Raw genomic sequence first — 20,406 nt, 5'->3', positions numbered from 1 at the left:
ATTACTCGTTTACATATCGCAATGGAAGTTGTAATGTTACTCTAGTCCCTTTAGACTTCGTGTCATCTCCTAGTTCTTCTATCTCAATGGTTGCTTTTTTTGACGTAGATGCTGTAATCATTTCTAACCGCTTTCTAATAATATCTAACGCCATAGATTTATGGGCCAATACTGAGTTTTCTTTATTAAGTTTTGAGGTATTAATACCTATCCCATCATCTAATATAATACAAATCAAAGATTCATCTTTTAAAGAAAAATCTATTGTAATAGCACCTTTCTCTTTTTTAGGAATAACTCCATGTATGATGGCATTTTCTATAAATGGCTGTATCAATAAAGGTGGCAATGCAACGTCATCTTCTATATCATTACTCTTAGATATCGAAAAACTAAACTTATCATTAAAACGAAGTTGTTCTAGTTGTAAATAATTTTCTAAACTTTCTATTTCCTTATCAATAGGAATCAGAGATTCTTTAGAATACTCTAGCGTTAATCGCATGAGTTTAGAAAACTTAGATAAGTATTTGATAGCCGAGTCTGTTCCATTCTGAACTATAAAGCTTGAAATAGATCCCAAACAATTAAAAACAAAATGAGGATTCATTTGCAAATGCAGTGCTTTTTGCTCGTATTCAGCAAGTTCTTTTTGGAGGGTCAATGTTTTTTTAAGATGATTTCTATTGTAAATCAAGAATCCTATTCCTACTAATAAAAGACCTATCAATGCTCCAAAAATCAATTTCATGCGTGAGCTTTTTGCCTCTTCCTTTAAAAGCAATTCTCTCTTTTTATTTTCTTCTTTTTGTATGAGTTCTTTCTTTTCAAACTCATAATTCATAGAAGCCTCTACAGATTTTCGAATATCATTTTCTCTTAACAAACTATCTTTAATAGCTGTATAAAATTTATAGTGATTTAATGCCAATGTGGTTTTACCACTTTTTTCATAGATATCACTCAAGAGTTTTTCTGCATTTAACTGCTGTTCTAAAACATTGATTTCTTTAGAAAGACGCAATGCATTATTTGCCATTCGTAAGGCTTTTGTTTCTTTAAGATCTTGTAAATAAAACTGTCCTAAATAAAGATAGGTATCTGCTAGTCCAAACTTATCATTAATACTTTCAAAAGCAACAATTGCTTTTTCCCAATTTTCTAATGCTAAGTCCTTATAATTTCTAGAATTATAATATGCGCCGATATTATTATACCACTCTCCTAATGCTCTAGGATTTGGAGAGGTATCAATACTCTTTTTTGCATCTGTATAATAAGCAAAAGCCTGATCTAACTGTTGTTGCTTAAAATAGATGTTTGCAATATTTGTTTGTGTAATACCAATATTAGGATTCTTTAACTTCTCCTGAATCTCTAAAGATTTTAAAAAATAAGTCAATGCTTTTTCATCTAGAGATTGTGACTTATAAGCTACTCCAATATTATTATAGATTTTTGAGCTTTGATTCTCATCTTGTAGCTCTTCATAAATTGTAGCAGATTTCAAATAATACTCTAATGCTTTTGCATAATTACTTTGTTCTGAAAATACAATGCCCATACTTCCGTAAGTCCTAGCAATGCCTTGACCCACTACTTCATTAGTAGCTTCCGCAGGCTCGATACCTTCAAAAATAGTTTTTGCCCATACAAAATGGTCCAATGCTTTTTCATAATTCCCTAAAATGATATAAGCAGTTCCAATATTTAGATATGCATTTCCTTCTCCTAACGCATTAGAAGTACGCTGAGAAAGTTCTAGTGCTTTGTTCCCAAAATCAAGCATTTGATTAGGGTCACTATATTTAAGTTCATTGGAAATATCGTTATATAACCTTACTTTTTCAGAGGTAGTTACTGCTTTTTCTAATTGTCCTTTTAGACTATCTAGTACTGTGGTTTGGCTAAACACAATTACAGGTACAAAAAATAGAATGTATAGAAGTAGTTTTAATTTCATGTGCGATGGCTTGCGTAACGAATGTACTATTTAGTATTCTATTAATAGGGTATCAATGAGAATTTGATGGATTCGAATGAGAATTTGATAGCTTTCGCGAAAGCGTATATCTCACAATTATAATTTTTATCAAAAAATGATGCTTTTACCGTAAATATTATGAAAAATTAAAAAATAATCACCTCAAATAATCTTTTCGTTTTTTTAACATACCGTCTCAAAAATTGATGTTAGATTTACTACAAATCCTTTTTTATGAAAAAAAGTTTACTCTTTGCTTTCCTATTCTATTTGGTTATAAATACTACTTTCGGTCAAGAAAAATTCACACTTAGCGGTACAATATCTGATAATTCAAGTAACGAAACACTCATAGGGGTGAATGTCTTATTTCCAGAACTTTCCAATGGTGCAGCTACAAACTCATACGGTTTTTATTCAATCACACTTCCCAAGGGTACCTATCAAATTATTGTAAGTTACCTAGGCTATAAAGAAATCACAGAGACTATTGTATTAGATAAGGATATCCGAAAAGACATCCAGCTTACACTCGCTACAGAATCACTGGATGAAGTAGTCATTGAAGAAAAAGTAGAACGAGTAAATATTAGAAAACCACAAATGAGTGTCAACTCGCTCTCTGCAGAAACTATTAAACGAATTCCTGTTGTACTTGGTGAGGCAGATGTTATAAAGTCTATTCTTTTATTACCAGGGGTTACTAGTGCCGGAGAAGCTGCTTCAGGATTTAATGTACGTGGTGGTGCTGCCGACCAAAACTTGATACTCCTAGATGAAGCTATTATTTTTAACTCTTCCCATTTATTTGGATTGTTCTCTGTATTTAATCCCGATGCTATTAAAGATTTAAAACTTTACAAAGGAGGAATTCCTGCTCGATTTGGAGGTAGAGTATCTTCTGTTTTAGATATTTATCAAAAAGAAGGGAATAGCAAAAAATTTAAAGCTAATGGAGGTTTAGGACTTATTTCCAGTAGATTACTTCTAGAAGGGCCTATTAAAAAAGAAAAAGGCGCTTTCCTTGTAGGAGGACGTTCTTCCTATGCCAATTTATTTTTACCACTTTTTGATATAGACAATAGAGCTTCCTTTTTTGACCTCAACACAAAACTCAATTATAAGATAAACGACAATAACAGTATTTACTTATCTGGGTATTTTGGAAGAGATGATTTTAGCATTAGCGATAGCTTTTCAAATAATTATGGAAATGCCGTTGGAAATTTTAGGTGGACCCATCTTTTTTCAGACAAGCTATTCTCTAACCTTTCTATCATTTATAGCGACTACTTTTATGGTCTTGATCTTGACTTTGTAGGTTTCACATGGGATTCTGGTATTACCAATGTAAACCTCAAGTACGATTTAAAACATTATATCAATGATAAAATTCAAGTAAATTATGGTATAAACAATGTCTATTATGCCTTTAATCCAGGAAAAATAGAGCCTAATAGCGAAGAGTCCGGTATTGTAGAAGATCAACTTACTAAACAATTTGCCAATGAATTTGCTGCCTATATAGATGTAGAGCATAAGATTACTGATAAATTAAACCTACAGTACGGATTGCGCTGGAGTAATTTTATCCGTTTAGGACAAGATGAAGTAAACGTATATGTAGATGACAACCCTGTAGTTTTTGATCCTTTTCTCCTACTCTATCAAGGAGCAGAAATTAATAATGTAGATACTTCATTTAGTCGTAGTGATAGACTCGCTACATTTAATACACTAGAACCAAGATTTGCATTATCCTATGCCTTTGATGATGACACGTCAATAAAAGCGAGTTATACCTACCTAGCGCAGTATATCCATTTACTATCTAATACCAGTTCGCCTACACCGCTAGATGTCTGGACACCTAGTGGTCAATTTGTAGATCCCCAATTATCAGATCAATATGCCATTGGTTTTTTTAAGAATTTAAAAGAAGGCACATATACTATAGAAACAGAAGCCTTTTTCAAAGCCATCGATAATCGTATAGATTATATAGACGGAGCAGATCTCATTGCAAACGATGCAATAGAACAAGTAATTTTAAATGGTGAAGCCAGAGCCTACGGACTTGAGTTTTTATTTCGTAAAAATGAAGGGAAACTCACAGGTTGGTTAGCCTATACTCTATCAAAATCAGAACAACGCACACCAGGTAGAAATGAAAATGAAGTAGGTATTAACCTAGGGCAATGGTACAACACTCCTTATGATAAAACCCATGACATATCTGTAAATGCAAGTTATGAACTTAATGACAGATGGCGTTTTGGCGGTAACTTTATTTACCAAACAGGACAACCTACCAATTTCCCTGTAGGGCAATTTGAATTTCAAGGAATCGTGATCCCTACCTATGGTTTTAGAAACGAGCAACGCTTACCTGATTTCCATCGTATAGATCTATCTGCCACCTTTACACCAAAGAAAAATAAAGGTAGAAAATGGCAATCAGAATGGGTATTTAGTGTTTATAATGTATATAGTAGACGAAATGCAGCTTCTATTAATTTTAGACAAAATCAAGATACTAGAATGAATGAAGCCATCCGTACTTCTATTTTTGGCGCTATTCCTTCAGTAACATATAATTTCAAATTCTAAGTGAAACAGCTAAGCTACATATTGCTTTTGTTCATCCTATTCATTAGTTGTGAAGATGTAGTAGATGTAGATCTACCGCCAGAACAACCAAAGCTCGTTGTAGATGCACTTATACGTCTTAATCTGGAAGAAGAAGCATCTCCATTGCGCATTAAGGTAACCACTACTGGAGCTTTTTTTGATGAAATTACCCCTACTCCGCTCACAAGTATGCAACTTCAAAACGAAGATATTACCACCATTGCGGGAGTTGTTTTCCTTACGCAAGATCCAGACAATCCTAATGAATATGTTCCTGGATCTGATGAAGCGGGTCCAGACCCAAGCGGCCTTGTAAATAATAGCTTCTTCTTAGAAGGAAGACTCATCCTCACATTTAGATTTGAAGATGAACTCTATCTTGCCGAAACACGCTTTGTTCCTGCGCCTCCTATAGAATCTGTGGTTCAGGGAGATGGAACTTTATTTGATGAAGATGACACCGAAGTGATTGTCACATTTACCGATATCCCAGAACAAGACAATTTTTATGTGTTCGATTTTGACTTTTCTGAATACCTCACCGTTGAAGATCGTTTTTTCCAAGATCAACAATTTGACTTTTCTTATTTCTATGATGCCGATTTAGAAGCTGGAGATGTTGCTAATATTAGCATTTTAGGAGCAGATGAAACATTTTACAACTATATGGGATTGCTTATAGAACAAAGTGATCTCACAGATAATGGGCCTTTTCAAGTTCCTGTCACCACCGTGCGCGGAAATATTTTAAAAGCAGAAGGCGTAGACAATATTAATATTTTTGATAATGTAGGAAGACCTCAAGAATTTGTGCTTGGATATTTTGCAGTATCTCAAGAGTTCAAAACCAGTATTACAATAGAATAGTTATATACATACGCTTTCGCGAAAGCGTATAAAACAAGCATACCTATGAAAAAGACACTTTTATATTTACTAATCATAAGCGCATTTGCCAGCTGTGAAGATGTCGTAGATGTAGACCTTAATTCTGAACCGCCACGCTTAGTTGTAGATGCATTAATACGCGTAGACACTTCTGAAGATTTAACGGAAGCCAATATTAGAATATCAGTTACATCACCATTTTTTGATGCCATACAACCTGCTGAGATAGAAAGCATGCAAATTCAAAATGAAGAAGATGGAAGCTTTGTGCCTTATGAACCCGTTCCTGGCGAACCTGGATTATATCGCCCGTTTCCAACAACCGTATCGCCCGTAATAGATAATAAAATTTTGACAAGTTTTTTAACTAACCCAGAGCCTGTATATATTTTAAGCGTTACTTTTCAAGATGAACTCTACTTAGCAAGAACCTCTTTTGTTCCCACAACACCAATAGATAATATTGTGCAAGGAGAAGATACCCTCTTTGATGAAGATGATACCGAAATAATCATCTCATTTACAGATCAACCCGATAGAGAAGACTTTTATATTTTTGATTTTGACTTTGGAGAGTTCCTAACGGTAGAAGATACCTTCTTTGAAGGGCAAGAGTTTGAGTTTTCATATTTTTATGAAGGAGACGACTTTACATTAGAACCAGGTCAAGAAGTTAATATTAGCATTTTAGGAGCAGACGAAGACCTATACACCTATATGGAACAGCTTATTATTCAAAGCGATCTTACAGATAACGGACCTTTTCAAGTACCTGTGTCTACCGTAAGAGGTAATATTCTTAATGCAGAAGGAATTGATAACATTAATATATTTGACAATGTAGATAGACCTAATAGTTTTGCATTGGGGTATTTTGCCATTGTACAAGAATTTCAAAATACAATTGTTATTGAGTGATTGCGTTATGATCTAACTAGATAATTAGGTTAGACAAATCAATGCTGTTGTTTAAGCATTACAAAAAGAAAATAATAAACACGTCCTTATTGACGACTGCATTTGTTTTTTCTACCTTTGATACAAAATAATCTCATTCATGCTTATTATAGGAATTGGAGGCGGTACTGGAAGTGGAAAAACAACAGTTGTAAATCAGATCATTTCTGAAAACCCTCAAAGTGAAGTTGCTATTATCTCTCAAGATTCATACTACAAAGATCTTTCACATCTAGATTATGAATCAAGAACTAAAGTAAACTTTGATCATCCTAACTCTATAGATTTTAAACTACTATGTAGTCACCTAGCACAATTACGCGAAGGCAAATCTATAGAACAACCTGTATACTCTTTTGTAGAGCATAACAGAACCGATGAAACAGTAACTACTCATCCTAAAAAAGTAATTGTTGTAGAAGGTATTTTAATTCTTACTGACCCTGCAATACGTGATTTATTTGACATTAAAATATTTGTACACGCAGATAGTGATGAACGTTTAATACGTCGCTTAAAGCGAGATATAGCAGAGCGTGGGCGTGACCTTGAAGAAGTCTTAAACCGATATCAAAGTACACTTAAACCCATGCATCAACAATTTATTGAGCCTACAAAAGAATATGCAGATATGATTATCCCAAATAATCGTTATAATACTGTAGCAGTAGACATTGTACGCACAATAATAAATGAGCGCTTATCGTAAGGGTTTTAGTATCTTCGTAATTATGGGATTGAAGCATTATTTTGAAAAAATAAAAAAGAAAAATGCGTTACTAGGTGGAATACTATTAGTAGCCATTAGCCCATATGTACTTATCCTTCTTATTTTTATTATTTGGATGCTTTTTTTTGATGGCAACTCTTGGCTTATTCACAATGAACTCAATGGAGATATCAAAAAATTGAAAGGCAACCAAGAGCATTTTGAAACCAAAATAAGAGAAGATCAAGAACAAATCAAAAAACTTGAAGACAGCGCTGGCCTTGAACGTTTTGCCCGTGAAGAGTATTTAATGAAAAAGCCTGACGAAGAAATTTATATCATAGAATACGAAGATAGTATCCCGAAGAATGACAAAGAATAAACTCTTTTCCAATTTTGACCCTGTGTCTTCTAAAGCATTCAAACAGAAAATACAGTTTGATCTTAAAGGCGCTTCCTATAATGATACCTTGGTATGGAATACCAATGAAGGTATTGACATTAAGCCTTTCTATCACAGAGACGAAACGACACATTTCCCAGAAGTACCTGGACTCCCAGCTACTTGGCATATAGGAGAAGATATTTTCATACACGACACTAGTTTAGCAGTTCAAACAGCAAATAACTATATCGCCTCAGGTGCAGAAGCACTTTATTTTAGTGCAGATGCTCCTTTTGATGCGCGACTATTTTTTAATACACTTGATAAAACCTACGCTCCAATTTATTTTAAATTACATTTTCTTGATGAAAATTTCTATCAAGAAATCATTAAAGAAGCGGGAGATCGTACTGTATATTTAAATATAGACCTCATCCATCATCTAGCAGAAGAAGGTAACTGGTATCACAACCTCGCAGAAGATCACCGTATGCTAGATAATATTTTACAAAAAGAAACACATACAATATCTATAGATATAGACCTGTACCAAAATGCAGGAGCTACCATGGTACAGCAGCTTGCCTATGGATTGGCGCATGCAAATGAATACCTTCTTCATCTCAATGAGATGGAGGTTTCAATACCTTCCATTACATTTCAAGTAGCCATTGGATCTAATTACTTCTTTGAAATCGCTAAGCTTCGCGCTTTACGTCAATTGATAACTGTTTTAAAAGATGAGTACGCTTTCGCGAAAGCGGCCACCACTCATATTATTGCCAGACCAACACGCCGTAATAAAACCATCTATGATTACAATACCAATATGCTTCGTACTACAACCGAAGCTATGAGCGCTGTATTAGGAGGAGCAGATACAGTAATTAATATGCCTTATGATTACATTTATCACAAAACCAATGATTTTGGGCAACGTATTTCTCGTAACCAATTAATCATTCTTAAAAAAGAAAGCTACTTTGATGCTGTAAGTAATCCTTCTGATGGAACTTATTATATAGAAGCCATTACAAAACAATTAGCCGAAAAAGCATTAGCACTTTTTAAAGATATAGAACAACAAGGCGGATTTCTAAAGCAACTCAAAGAAGGAACCATACAACGTAAAATCAAAGAAAGTGCTCAAAAAGAACAAACCCAATTTGACACACAAGAAAAAATCCTTTTAGGAACCAATAAACATCCCAATCCAAGTGATCGTATGAAAGACTCATTAGAGTTATACCCATTTGTAAAGATCAAACCTAGGAAAACACTTATTGAACCTATCATAAAACAACGTCTATCTGAAAAGATGGAACAAGAACGCCTTAAAACAGAAGCTTAATTTATTAAAATCTAAAATGCATATCATGAAAAAAATTGTTTTTTTAATTCTAACAGCAATACTCATTACCAGTTGTGGACAAGAAGCTAAATTCGATTTTAAATTTTCAAATAAGGAACAAGTAATTTCTTGTTCTGGGAATAATAACGCCTTATTAAATGAAGCATTATATAGTTTTGAAAACGATTTATATACTAAATACGACTCTATTAATAACAGCAATGTAAAAGCATACGGAGCCTTTATATATAGAGGTATGGATGGATCTGCTAAATATGAAAGCATCATGACTTCCAATACGTATCCTATCGTAAAAATGCTTATCGAAGAAAATATTCTCATTAAAGATAAAGCACCTAGTCATCTTAATTATGACCACCCTGCAGTACAATGCATCGTAGATAATATTAATGATGAAGAGTTAAGAATTGCAATCAAAGCACTTGTTGATTCTAAGACGATGAATCCAAAGTTATTTACCTCAAGATTCCGAAATTTTGGACGTAATGCAGATAGAGATCGTTACCTAGCTTTATTTATAGGACTGGAAGGATATTACCAACAGATTGTAAATATAATGCCTCAAGATTTACCGACGTACTAATGACTAGAAAAAAACTAGACCATATTACTTTAGATGCTTTAGCCACTTCATCAAATCATGAAGTAGCTAAAGAAACAATGCCTACAGCAGAAACTATTGACCTTAAAAAGCGATATAGCAAAGAAGATATTGAAAACCTAGAACATCTAGATTTTGTAGCTGGTATTGCACCCAACTTGAGAGGTCCTTACAGTACTATGTATGTACGAAGACCATGGACAGTAAGGCAATATGCTGGATTTTCTACTGCCGAAGAAAGTAATGCTTTTTACCGTCGTAATCTTGCTGCTGGGCAAAAAGGGCTTTCTGTAGCTTTTGATCTTGCTACACACAGAGGATATGATAGTGATCATGAACGTGTAGTAGGCGATGTAGGAAAAGCTGGTGTGGCTATAGATTCTGTAGAAGACATGAAAATGCTATTTGATCAAATACCATTAAATCAAATGTCTGTCTCTATGACTATGAATGGAGCAGTACTTCCGATTATGGCATTTTACATTGTTGCTGCCGAAGAACAAGGCGTAGCACCTTCAACACTATCTGGCACCATACAAAATGACATCCTTAAGGAGTTTATGGTACGTAACACCTATATCTATCCTCCTACACCTTCCATGCGTATTATCTCAGATATTTTTGAGTATACTTCTAAAGAGATGCCTAAATTTAATTCTATCTCTATCTCTGGTTACCATATGCAAGAAGCAGGAGCTACCTGTGATATAGAACTCGCCTATACCCTAGCCGATGGACTTGAGTATATTCGTACGGGTCTAAAAGCAGGAATGGACATAGACACATTTGCACCTCGTTTATCTTTTTTCTGGGCCATAGGAATGAATCATTTTATGGAAGTAGCAAAAATGCGTGCTGCTCGTATGTTATGGTCAAAGTTAGTAGCTCAATTCAATCCTAAAAATCCAAAATCATTAGCACTACGAACGCATTGTCAAACTAGTGGATGGAGTCTTACAGAACAAGATCCATTTAATAATGTGGCTCGTACGTGTATAGAAGCGACAGCGGCTGCTTTTGGTGGCACACAAAGTTTACACACCAATGCATTAGATGAAGCTATTGCATTACCTACAGATTTTTCTGCTCGTATTGCACGTAATACACAAATATACCTACAAACAGAAACCGAAATCACACGTACTGTCGATCCCTGGGCTGGTAGTTATTATGTAGAATCTCTTACGGATGCTATTGCTCATAAAGCTTGGGAATTAATACAAGAGGTAGAAAATTTAGGAGGCATGACCAAAGCCATAGAAGCAGGTATTCCTAAATTACGTATAGAAGAAGCTGCCGCTCGTAAACAAGCTCGTATTGATAGCGGTCAGGACATTATTGTAGGCGTCAATAAATATCGCCCTACAGAAGAGGAGTTTCTTGATATTCTTGAAGTAGATAACACAAAAGTTCGAGATGGTCAATTAGAAAGGTTAAAAAGTATTAAGAAAAAACGAGATACAAAAAAGGTAACGAAAGCACTTTCAGATCTCACTGAAGCTGCTCGGTCTGGTAAAAATAATTTATTAGCTTTGGCTGTAATCGCTGCCCGTGAACGTGCTACACTAGGTGAAATTTCTGATGCCCTAGAAAAAGTGTACGGGAGGCATAAAGCGACGATAAAATCATTTAGTGGCGTGTATAGTAAAGAAATTAAAAAAGATCCCGCTTTCGCGAAAGCGCAACAACTAGCAAACCAATTTGCAGAATTAGATGGTCGTCGTCCTCGTATTATGATTGCAAAAATGGGGCAAGACGGACATGACCGTGGTGCAAAAGTAGTCGCAACAGGATATGCAGATATAGGTTTTGATGTAGATATTGGTCCTTTATTTCAAACCCCAAAAGAAGCTGCCAAACAAGCCATGGAAAATGATGTCCATATTTTAGGAGTTTCTTCATTAGCTGCAGGTCACAAAACACTTGTTCCAAAAGTTATCGAAGAATTGACGAAACTAGGACGCCCTGATATCATGGTGATTGTAGGAGGTGTAATTCCTCAACAGGATTATCAGTTTTTATTTGATGCAGGAGCCGTTGCTGTTTTTGGACCAGGTACTAAAATAAGCGAAGCCGCCATCGGACTATTAGATATTATGATAAAACACATATCATAAACACACATCACAAAACAGGTATTTCTACCTGTTTTTTTTTGGTATTCCCTTTCTATTTTTGCTACAGTAATAGGAATGTGTAATCCTTGGGGGAGGTTTATACGTATACCCTAATTCTTCACTTCTTATATACTACAACTATATGTTTTTTCAATTTATAGCTAGTTTTTTCAAAAAACACAAGAAACAACGAACTATAAAATACTGAAAATATGATATATAAATAAAAAAAAGTACATTAGCGCTTAACTATTAACCTATTTTTAATTCACCATGAAAAAATTATCCGTATTTGCTTTTATTCTTATGCTATTTATAGCATGTAGTGTAGAGGAAGAAACAACACTCGACGAAGGGACAAACCTTGAAGTAGTTCTAGAAAATTACAAAGGGATATTTACAACTCTAGACGGGCAAAACAGAGGAACACTTGAAGTAACTCTTTCTGAAGATAATAGCTCTGCTATTGGAAGTCTTAGATTAGCTACTGGAGAAGTCATAGACATTTTTACTGATCAAGTAACAGATTTAGGAAATGTAAAAGAGATGACTTTTACATCAAATGATCTTTCTTTTACCATGACTACTGGACAAGAAGGAGAAACAATGCAAATAGATGCTGTAAACTTTAGAGGTTCTGAAAGTTCTATTATAGCAGGAAGAAATACAGATAGAGCTCCTTTAACTACAGTTACAGGAACTTTTACGTGTACAATGTGTCCAGCACCTTTAGACAATATGTCTACACAATCATTCAATCTTATGTTTACAAACGCTGGTGGAAACGATACTAGTGTGACATCTCAAACTACATTAAACGGAACTATGTATGCAGGAGTGGCAACACAATCGGGATGTGTAGCAAGTGGAGATCAAACAACTTGTAATCTAAATAGTGGTACTATGCTTGGAGTAACTGGTGTAGCTTTTAATCCTGGTGGCGGAGACGTTACTTGGAGCGGAACTCATACATTTGACAATGGCCCTTCAGGAGCAAATGATTGCTCAACGATGTCAGGTACATGGCAATGGGCGTCTAGTACAATAGGTACTGTAGGTGGTTCATTTATTAGTGATGCAATGAATGATTGCCCTCCTCCTCCTACTACAATTTTATTTGAAGATTTTAATAATGCCATAGGCACTACACCTATTACTGGATATACAGTACGTAATGAAAGTGAGAACACTAGTGCTGTAGAAGTTAATATTAATAGACCTGGTGCTTCTGCAGATTATTTTGGTAGAGTATCGTTAGCCGAACTTGATGGTGATGATTCTAGTGCTACTCCTATCTTCTTTAACAATATACAAGGTGCCCGTTTCTTTGGAGTACAGGATCCTGATCAGAGTAACCAACCTGGTTTTGATAATCCAAATGGTACAGGTTTTGATAATCAATCTATTAATTGGCTTAATCGTGATGTATCTTCGATATCAACCATGAATGTATCTGCATTTTTTGCAGAGAGTAATGGAGCTGGAGAAACTTGGGACCCAACAAGCTCTGCACGTATTGAATATTCTACAGATAATGTGAATTGGATTACTATTTTAGCTATTGAATCTTCTGGTTCTAATACAGCTCCTCAAATAGATTCTTCTCCATTTGATGGTGTTGGAGATGGGGCAATAATCACAAATTCCTTTACAGAGTATACCTCTATTGATGTAGATGTAAGTAGTATTAACACCATAAGTGTGCGCGTTATTTTTGAAGCATTAACGAGTAATGAAGAAGATATTGCTATAGATAGTTTGACAATATTTGGAAACTAATCATATAATTTATAAATGTATAAAGGCTATCAAAAATTTGATAGCCTTTATTTTTTGTCATTACTATTCACATAAGAAATAGACATTAGCATTCTATTTTTTATCTTCGCCTGTAAACTCAAACAACCCCTGTGTTATTTAATTCCTTTGATTTTGGATTGTTTTTACCTATTGTCTTTATTCTCTATTGGATAGTAGGCCGTAAACGCATACAAGGTCAAAATGCAATATTATTAATAGCTAGCTATTTTTTTTATGGTGTTTGGGATTGGCGTTTCTTACTACTTATCATTGCAAGCTCTCTTGTAGATTTTTATGCTGGAAAATATATCAGTAAAGCCAAAACACAACAAAAAAGACGACTCTGGTTATATAGCAGTCTTAGTTGGAATCTCGGAGTCTTATTTGTCTTTAAGTATTACAATTTCTTTCTAGAAAACTTAAAAACACTATTTGAGCTTCCAGAAAATACTTTTACAACACTAGATATTATTATTCCTGTAGGTCTCAGTTTTTACACTTTTCAAACAATAGGATATACGATAGATGTGTATCGCAAAAAAATTGAGCCAACTCAAGACATCCTAAAATTCTTATGTTTTGTGAGTTTCTTTCCACAACTCGTAGCGGGCCCTATAGAGCGAGCAAGTAAATTATTACCTCAATTTAGCAGGGAACGTTCTTTTACCTATGATAAAGCAAAAGATGGATTACGTCAATTACTCTGGGGACTTTTTAAGAAAATAGTCGTTGCAGACAATATTGGGGTTGCTGTATTTGCCATATATAATCATCCCGAAGAGTATGGCTCTCTTACCATTATCTATGGAGCTTTTTTATTCTTATTTCAATTATATGCAGATTTTTCTGGATATTCAGATATTGCTATAGGAACTGCCAAGCTATTCGGATTTGATTTAAGTACAAACTTTAAACTCCCATACCTTGCAAATAGCGTTACTGGCTTCTGGCGTAGGTGGCATATTACCTTATCAAAATGGTTTCAAGATTATGTATATGTACCACTAGCTAGAGGAAAAGCATTAGGCTTTTTTTCTAAGTCATCAAGAAAGGCAATAAGTCTTCTCATTACCATGGGATTAATTGGCTTATGGCATGGAGCAAATTGGACGTATCTTGCTTTTGGTTTATTGCACGGAGTTCTAATAGTCATAGAAGGAACTACTATGACTAGTAAGGGCAAGAAAATGAAATTACACCAGTGGTTAGAAACAGGTGTGTTTTGGTCAAAATTTTATACGGTAACATTTCTAGTGGTGTCCTTGATCTTTTTTCGCGCAAGTACATTAGATAAAGCTGTTATCATGCTTAAGGAAATTGTTACTCAAAATATTGCATTCTATAATTTTGATCTTATTATTGGTAGAAAAATAGGATTTCTAGTAATTATGATTATTGCAGAAGTATGGAGAAAACGATACACACACCCTTTTATGAACTTAGAAGGTATATTGCCAAAAGTAGTTCGATGGGGTATTTATTATTTCTTGATATTTGCTATTATTAGATATGGAAGGCCTCAAGAAGCATTTATTTATTTTCAATTTTAATGATTAAAAAATTTCTCATACACGTATGTATTTTTTTGATTCCAGTAATCATAGGGTATGCTATTGTTGAGAATTATAGTCGCAACTTGCCACTTACACCAAAAATAAAATCTGAATTTTATAAAAACAATATACAGGATATTGAAGTTTTAGTATTAGGAGCTTCCCAAAACAGAGATGCTATTAATCCTGAATTTCTTTCTCACAAAGCTCTCAATCTTGCATATCCAGATCAAGATTATTACGTAAGTTCTAAATTATTAGAACAAGTAGGGCCTACGCTACCACTATTAAAGACTGTTATTATACCTATTTCATATGGGCATTTTGAAACAGCTCCAAATCAAAAAGATACTTGGAAAAATAGTATGTATAGACATTACTTTGGAACCACCGTCTCAGATAAGTTTACCTATTTTAAAGATAATTTCTTATACATAAGCTTTCCAGATTATTATTCCGTAAAGATCAACGAGCAAAAAAAAGGATTACTACATCTTGATTGTAATGAATATGGCTATAATAGAAATATAGAAAAAGCACTTTTTTACACATTTGACTATGATAGCTTGACAATAAGCAAACAACCAGTACATATTACACCTACGATTCCTCACCCAGAATATATCATAGAAAACATCCAAAAATTAGAAGATATATTAGCATTTTGTGGACAACAAAAATATCGAGTAATTCTATTAGAAACACCTACTACAACACGTTTTAAAGAGCATAGAATCCCGGAAGTGCTTCGTAGAAAAGATAGTATCTTGACTATGATTAGATCAACATATAACGTGCATTATGTCGATGCCAATTCAGCTAATGATTATATGCTAAAAGATCATAGAGATCATAACCACTTAAGTCCTCAAGGTGCTGAAAAATTTACCAAGCGTCTTAATACCATACTAGAAGAGCTAGAATAGTAAACTACTTCGGAGCAAGCCTCGAAGTATTAAACCCTTTGGCGGTACCAATCAAGGAATCCATTTTTTATCAAAGTTTGGAGCACGTTTCTCTAAAAATGCATTCCTTCCTTCTTTTGCTTCATCAGTCATATAGGCTAGTCGTGTCGCTTCTCCAGCAAATACCTGTTGTCCCACCATTCCATCATCAGTAAGATTCATGGCAAATTTGAGCATTTTAATAGAAATAGGAGATTTGGCTAATATTTCTTGTGCCCATTCATAAGCCGTAGCTTCTAATTCATCATGAGGAATTACGGCATTGACCATTCCCATTTCGTAGGCATCTTGTGCAGAATAATTACGACCTAAAAAGAATATTTCTCTCGCTTTTTTCTGCCCTACCATTTTTGCTAAATATGCCGATCCATAACCTCCATCAAAGCTCGTTACATCTGCATCTGTTTGTTTAAAAATAGCATGTTCTTTACTTGCAAGAGTCAAATCACACACTACGTGTAAACTGTGTCCTCCGCCTACTGCCCAACCAGGTACCACAGCAATTACTGCCTTAGGCATAAAACGTATTAAGCGTTGCACTTCTAGTATATTAAGTCTATGATAACCATCTTCTCCGACATAACCTTCTTTACCTCTGGCATTTTGATCGCCCCCACTACAGAAACTATATACACCATCTTTTGTAGAAGGACCTTCTGCAGAAAGTAATACAACTCCTATGGAAGTATCTTCATTGGCATCATAAAATGCATCATATAATTCGCTCGTGGTTTTGGGTCTAAATGCATTACGCACATTAGGCCTATTAAAAGCGATTCTAGCAACTCCGTTACTTTTTTTATACGTTATATCTGTATATTCTTTGGCAGTTTTCCATTCAGGGTGTGTCATAAACCTTATTTTAGCGTAAAAATAACCCTTTATTCGTATTCATAGAAATGAAAAAGTTCACCTTTAGTATTATTCTTGTTTTTGCTTTCGCGAAAGCGGTATTAGCACAGGAAACAAATGCCTCATATATTTTTACGGATCTCATTGATCTAGAAACTACTCCGGTAATAAGTCAAGGAAATACAGGAACATGTTGGAGTTTTTCTACCTCATCATTTTTAGAGAGTGAGATTACACGAATTACTGGTAAAAAAGTAGACCTTTCTGAAATGTATACAGTACGGAATACGTATCCTATGAAAGCTGAAAATTATGTGATGCGACAAGGGAAAGCACAATTTAGTGAAGGCGGACTTGCGCATGATGTAATCAATAGTGTGGCTAGATATGGTCTTGTACCTTTAGATGCATATACTGGACTAGCACCTACAGAAAATACGCATAATCACGCAGAAATGGTAGCTGTTATAGAAGCTATGCTTAACACCTATATAGATAATCCTGGACGTAGGTTAAGTAAAAAATGGAAACCTGCAGTAAATGCTGTACTTGACACTTATTTAGGAGCGCAAGTAACACGCTTTTCATTTGAAAATAATGAATATACCCCAAAAGAATTTGCAAAGGCCATGCGTATTCATCCTAGTGAATATATCTCACTTACCTCCTTTACACATGCTCCACGCTACAGTTCGTTTATTTTAAATATACCCGACAATTTTTCAAACGGTTCTTTTTATAATGTTTCTCTTGATGAGTTTATTCAAAGTATAGACCATGCATTAGAAAATGGTTTTACAATTACATTAGATTGCGATGTGAGCGAGTTATCATTTTCTTCAAAACAAGGAGTTGCTGTTATTCCTGACCAGAAAGAAAATGCAAAACTAGCTGTATTAGGCCCTGAAAAAGAAAAGGTAATTACACAACAATACCGTCAGGACGAATTTGAAAATTATAATACCACCGATGATCATTTAATGCATATTACAGGAAAAGCAAAAGATCAAAATGGGACTGTCTATTATAAAGTAAAAAATTCTTGGGGAACAAACCCAGATCGTACTGCGTATGATGGCTATGTATATATGAGTGTTTCGTACATACGATTAAAAGCTATTTCAGTCCTTATGCATAGAGATGGTTTGCCTAAAAATATTTCTAAAAAAATTAGAAAATAATACAACCTGCTAAAAAATATATTGATTTTAAGCATTTTATCGATATATAATGCTTTTTGTCGATTTTGGTGTTTTTATTTTATTATGCGCGCATAATAAAATAAATAGATAGTACCTTTGTATCCTAATAAATATTGGGGTATGTATTTAGAAAATTCGACTATAAACAGAGAAGTGAAAAAAGTCCATAAACTTCCAAATGGCACTATTTATGTTTTTGATGATTTTTTGGTTTCTGAATTTAAAGAAGATGCCATTATAGATTTTGATTGTTTTGTACAGCTTTATCATTATCTTAATTCTTATAGTGAAAACAAAAAATCGTTTGGCTATATTTCCAATAGGGTTCATAAATACACTGTAAAAGTGACAGATTTTATGAGGACAAAATCTTTGACTCAAAAAATATATCCGACGGCTGTCGTTACTTATGATGATGAAGGCAAAAACACATTTATGTTTGAGAAAAAAGTGTATAACTGCCAAGCTTTCTTATGTGACTCTTTAGACAAAGCAATTAATCATCTTACGGGTCGCTTAGTAAGTATATCCTAATGTAACTAGTTTCTAATTTAAAATAGAAATCCATACATTGCTTTTATCTTTTACAAAAGCATGTTAAAGATGGTGTGATTTTTGATGTAATTTATTAGATTGCTAATAAAACTACATCCTATGAAAAAAATACTTTTTTTATTGCTTTTTCTTCCAATAGCAGGTTTTGCTCAGGGATTAGATTTTGAGACCATTAGTTTTGAAATTAAAGCTGTAACACTTACAAATAGAACTAGAGCTTTACTTTCATATGATCTTGAAAATGAACAAATTCCTACCAGAATTAAAAAGTTTGACACTCGTTCTAGACAAGAAATCTATAATGCAAGTCAATCATTTATCTATGATGTAGTACGGAGTAATTTTATAACGACTAATGTTAAAAACCCAGTAATAACTATAGCTCCATTAAGTGAAAATAATCAATATGCATTTGGAGATAATGGTACTGCAGTAAAAAATATAGCGTATAAACCTTCTAATGGAGGTAATATTTTTTCTACATATTGTGCAGGTGTTTATGCGGCTAATAATGCTCGAAATTAGTATTTTATTTAAGCTATGGTATAGATACCATCTTCTTTGATAAGAATTTTACGATCTCTATATAAAGTACCTATTGCCTTTTTGAAACTCTTTTTACTAAGACCTAATTGTGATTGGATATCATCTGGGTCGGATTTATCATGTAATGGTAAAAACCCGTCATTTGCAGTTAATTCTTCATAAATATACTGTGCATTAGGTTCTATACTCTTATATCCTTCTTCCTGAAGTACTATATCAATTTTACCATCAGGACGAATTTTTTTTACCCAGCCTTCTAATTGATCTCCTGTTCGTATATCTTCAAAAATATCTTCTTTATAAATAAGTCCCTTATGTTTAGAATTCACAATAGCATTTGCTCCACGGTCTGTAATATGAGAGATCAGTAAATCTACTTTGTCGTACTTTTTAACTTCTATTCCCTCATTAGACAAATACTTTATAGTCTTACTTGTTGCTGCTAATCTATTTGTTTTTTCATCTAGGTACATGTATACAATATACCAGCTCCCAACTTTCATAGGTCTAGCCTGTTGAGCAAAAGGAACAAAGAGTTCTTTTTCTAACCCCCAATCTAAAAAAGCACCTATTTTTGAAACTGTAGTACATCGCAAATACCCAAAACTATTTAATTCAATATATGGTTTTAAGGTTGTTGCGACTGGACGTTCTTCGTGATCTAGATATACGTATACATCTAATTCATCCCATATCTTATATTCAGACGGGACATATTTATTAGGTAATAACACATCGTCTCCAGCTTCATTAGATAAAAAGAGACCTGGTTCTGTCTCTCTATCTATTCTCATTTTATGATATTTTCCAATTTCTAACATACGCTATATATAAAGTTGCAAAAATACAATTACTTATACCAAAAAAACGCTTTAACTAAGTATTATAGTTAAAGCGTTTAAATGATTGGTTAGTTAAGTAGCCTATATATTAATTATATGCTGATTCTTTTTTGAAATGCTTTGTTAGCATGTAATATACAACTGCACGGTATTTATTGCGGTTAGATTTTCCGTAAGTTTCAAGTACACTAGCAATAGCACTATCTAATTCTGGTCCGTCACTAAGTCCTAATTTTTTTACTAAAAAATTATTTTTTACCGTAGCGAGTTCACTCTCATCACTTCCAGATACAGTTGCTGCATCAGCGTTATAAATAGATGGTCCACAACCGATAGTTACTTTTGTAAGAAGATCCATGTCAGGAGTCATTCCACACTTGTTTTTTAAGTCATCTGCATATTTTGCGATGAGATCGTCTCTTTTGCTCATAATGATAAAGTTACTTA

At 34.1% G+C, this 20,406-nt stretch carries 18 protein-coding genes; 14 read left to right on the top strand and 4 right to left on the bottom strand.

Going from position 1 to position 20,406, the window contains the following annotated elements; all coding sequences use genetic code 11:
• Position 1 precedes the first annotated feature (1 nt).
• Complete coding sequence (locus tag CHB80_RS10535) at positions 2-1,963, bottom strand: tetratricopeptide repeat-containing sensor histidine kinase (protein WP_089371434.1); 1,962 nt, start codon at positions 1,961-1,963, stop codon at positions 2-4.
• A gap of 255 nt (positions 1,964-2,218) precedes the next feature.
• Here CHB80_RS10535 and CHB80_RS10530 point away from each other — a divergent pair, with 255 nt between their 5' ends.
• From CHB80_RS10530 to CHB80_RS10480, 11 genes are all read left to right on the top strand, one after another.
• Positions 2,219-4,594 (top strand): TonB-dependent receptor, encoded by a 2,376-nt coding sequence (locus CHB80_RS10530; RefSeq protein ID WP_089371433.1) that lies wholly within the window; start codon positions 2,219-2,221, stop codon positions 4,592-4,594.
• A 27-nt stretch (positions 4,595-4,621) separates the two neighbouring features.
• On the top strand, positions 4,622-5,482 hold the full coding sequence (locus tag CHB80_RS10525) for a DUF4249 family protein (RefSeq protein ID WP_179218131.1): 861 nt from the start codon (positions 4,622-4,624) through the stop codon (positions 5,480-5,482).
• Positions 5,483-5,527: 45 nt separating this feature from the next.
• The gene (locus CHB80_RS10520; RefSeq protein ID WP_089371431.1) at positions 5,528-6,421 is read left to right on the top strand and encodes a DUF4249 family protein; all 894 of its coding nucleotides are present in this window, start codon (positions 5,528-5,530) and stop codon (positions 6,419-6,421) included.
• A 139-nt stretch (positions 6,422-6,560) separates the two neighbouring features.
• On the top strand, positions 6,561-7,169 hold the full coding sequence (udk, locus tag CHB80_RS10515; RefSeq protein ID WP_089371430.1) for a uridine kinase: 609 nt from the start codon (positions 6,561-6,563) through the stop codon (positions 7,167-7,169).
• A gap of 136 nt (positions 7,170-7,305) precedes the next feature.
• On the top strand, positions 7,306-7,551 hold the full coding sequence (locus CHB80_RS10510) for an FtsB family cell division protein (protein WP_371874964.1): 246 nt from the start codon (positions 7,306-7,308) through the stop codon (positions 7,549-7,551).
• Positions 7,538-8,905, top strand: a complete 1,368-nt coding sequence (locus CHB80_RS10505) for a methylmalonyl-CoA mutase subunit beta (protein ID WP_089371429.1) — start codon at positions 7,538-7,540, stop codon at positions 8,903-8,905. The genes CHB80_RS10510 and CHB80_RS10505 overlap by 14 nt, the downstream gene beginning before the upstream one ends.
• Before the next feature lie 25 nt (positions 8,906-8,930).
• The gene (locus CHB80_RS10500; protein WP_089371428.1) at positions 8,931-9,509 is read left to right on the top strand and encodes a hypothetical protein; all 579 of its coding nucleotides are present in this window, start codon (positions 8,931-8,933) and stop codon (positions 9,507-9,509) included.
• The gene (gene scpA / locus CHB80_RS10495; protein WP_089371427.1) at positions 9,509-11,644 is read left to right on the top strand and encodes a methylmalonyl-CoA mutase; all 2,136 of its coding nucleotides are present in this window, start codon (positions 9,509-9,511) and stop codon (positions 11,642-11,644) included. Before CHB80_RS10500 ends, scpA begins: the two co-directional genes overlap by 1 nt.
• Before the next feature lie 273 nt (positions 11,645-11,917).
• Positions 11,918-13,423: a hypothetical protein gene (locus tag CHB80_RS10490; RefSeq protein WP_143337101.1), complete on the top strand. Its 1,506-nt coding sequence runs from the start codon at positions 11,918-11,920 to the stop codon at positions 13,421-13,423.
• A 131-nt stretch (positions 13,424-13,554) separates the two neighbouring features.
• The gene (locus CHB80_RS10485; RefSeq protein ID WP_089371425.1) at positions 13,555-14,994 is read left to right on the top strand and encodes an MBOAT family O-acyltransferase; all 1,440 of its coding nucleotides are present in this window, start codon (positions 13,555-13,557) and stop codon (positions 14,992-14,994) included.
• Complete coding sequence (locus tag CHB80_RS10480) at positions 14,994-15,923, top strand: hypothetical protein (protein ID WP_089371424.1); 930 nt, start codon at positions 14,994-14,996, stop codon at positions 15,921-15,923. Before CHB80_RS10485 ends, CHB80_RS10480 begins: the two co-directional genes overlap by 1 nt.
• Positions 15,924-15,974: 51 nt before the next feature.
• Here the strand turns inward: CHB80_RS10480 and CHB80_RS10475 are convergent, their stop codons facing one another.
• The gene (locus CHB80_RS10475; RefSeq protein ID WP_089371423.1) at positions 15,975-16,814 is read right to left on the bottom strand and encodes a 1,4-dihydroxy-2-naphthoyl-CoA synthase; all 840 of its coding nucleotides are present in this window, start codon (positions 16,812-16,814) and stop codon (positions 15,975-15,977) included.
• 47 nt (positions 16,815-16,861) lie between these two features.
• Here CHB80_RS10475 and CHB80_RS10470 point away from each other — a divergent pair, with 47 nt between their 5' ends.
• From CHB80_RS10470 to CHB80_RS10460, 3 genes are all read left to right on the top strand, one after another.
• Positions 16,862-17,995, top strand: a complete 1,134-nt coding sequence (locus tag CHB80_RS10470) for a C1 family peptidase (protein ID WP_089371422.1) — start codon at positions 16,862-16,864, stop codon at positions 17,993-17,995.
• A gap of 174 nt (positions 17,996-18,169) precedes the next feature.
• Positions 18,170-18,550 carry a hypothetical protein gene (locus CHB80_RS10465; RefSeq protein WP_143337100.1) on the top strand — a complete coding sequence of 127 codons (381 nt, stop codon included), beginning with the start codon at positions 18,170-18,172 and terminating at the stop codon, positions 18,548-18,550.
• A 120-nt stretch (positions 18,551-18,670) separates the two neighbouring features.
• The gene (locus CHB80_RS10460) at positions 18,671-19,096 is read left to right on the top strand and encodes a hypothetical protein (RefSeq protein WP_089371420.1); all 426 of its coding nucleotides are present in this window, start codon (positions 18,671-18,673) and stop codon (positions 19,094-19,096) included.
• A gap of 8 nt (positions 19,097-19,104) precedes the next feature.
• On the opposite strand, the gene CHB80_RS10455 is transcribed toward CHB80_RS10460, so the two are convergent.
• Both CHB80_RS10455 and CHB80_RS10450 read right to left on the bottom strand, forming a co-directional pair.
• Positions 19,105-19,938, bottom strand: a complete 834-nt coding sequence (locus CHB80_RS10455; protein ID WP_089371419.1) for a CvfB family protein — start codon at positions 19,936-19,938, stop codon at positions 19,105-19,107.
• Between the two features lie 109 nt (positions 19,939-20,047).
• The gene (locus CHB80_RS10450) at positions 20,048-20,389 is read right to left on the bottom strand and encodes a DUF2853 family protein (RefSeq protein WP_089371418.1); all 342 of its coding nucleotides are present in this window, start codon (positions 20,387-20,389) and stop codon (positions 20,048-20,050) included.
• Positions 20,390-20,406 lie beyond the last annotated feature (17 nt).

The sequence above is a fragment of the Dokdonia pacifica genome (assembly GCF_900188275.1).
Lineage (GTDB): Bacteria > Bacteroidota > Bacteroidia > Flavobacteriales > Flavobacteriaceae > Dokdonia > Dokdonia pacifica.
Note: the sequence above shows the minus strand (reverse complement) of the source record. Positions and strands in the feature narration are given on the sequence as shown.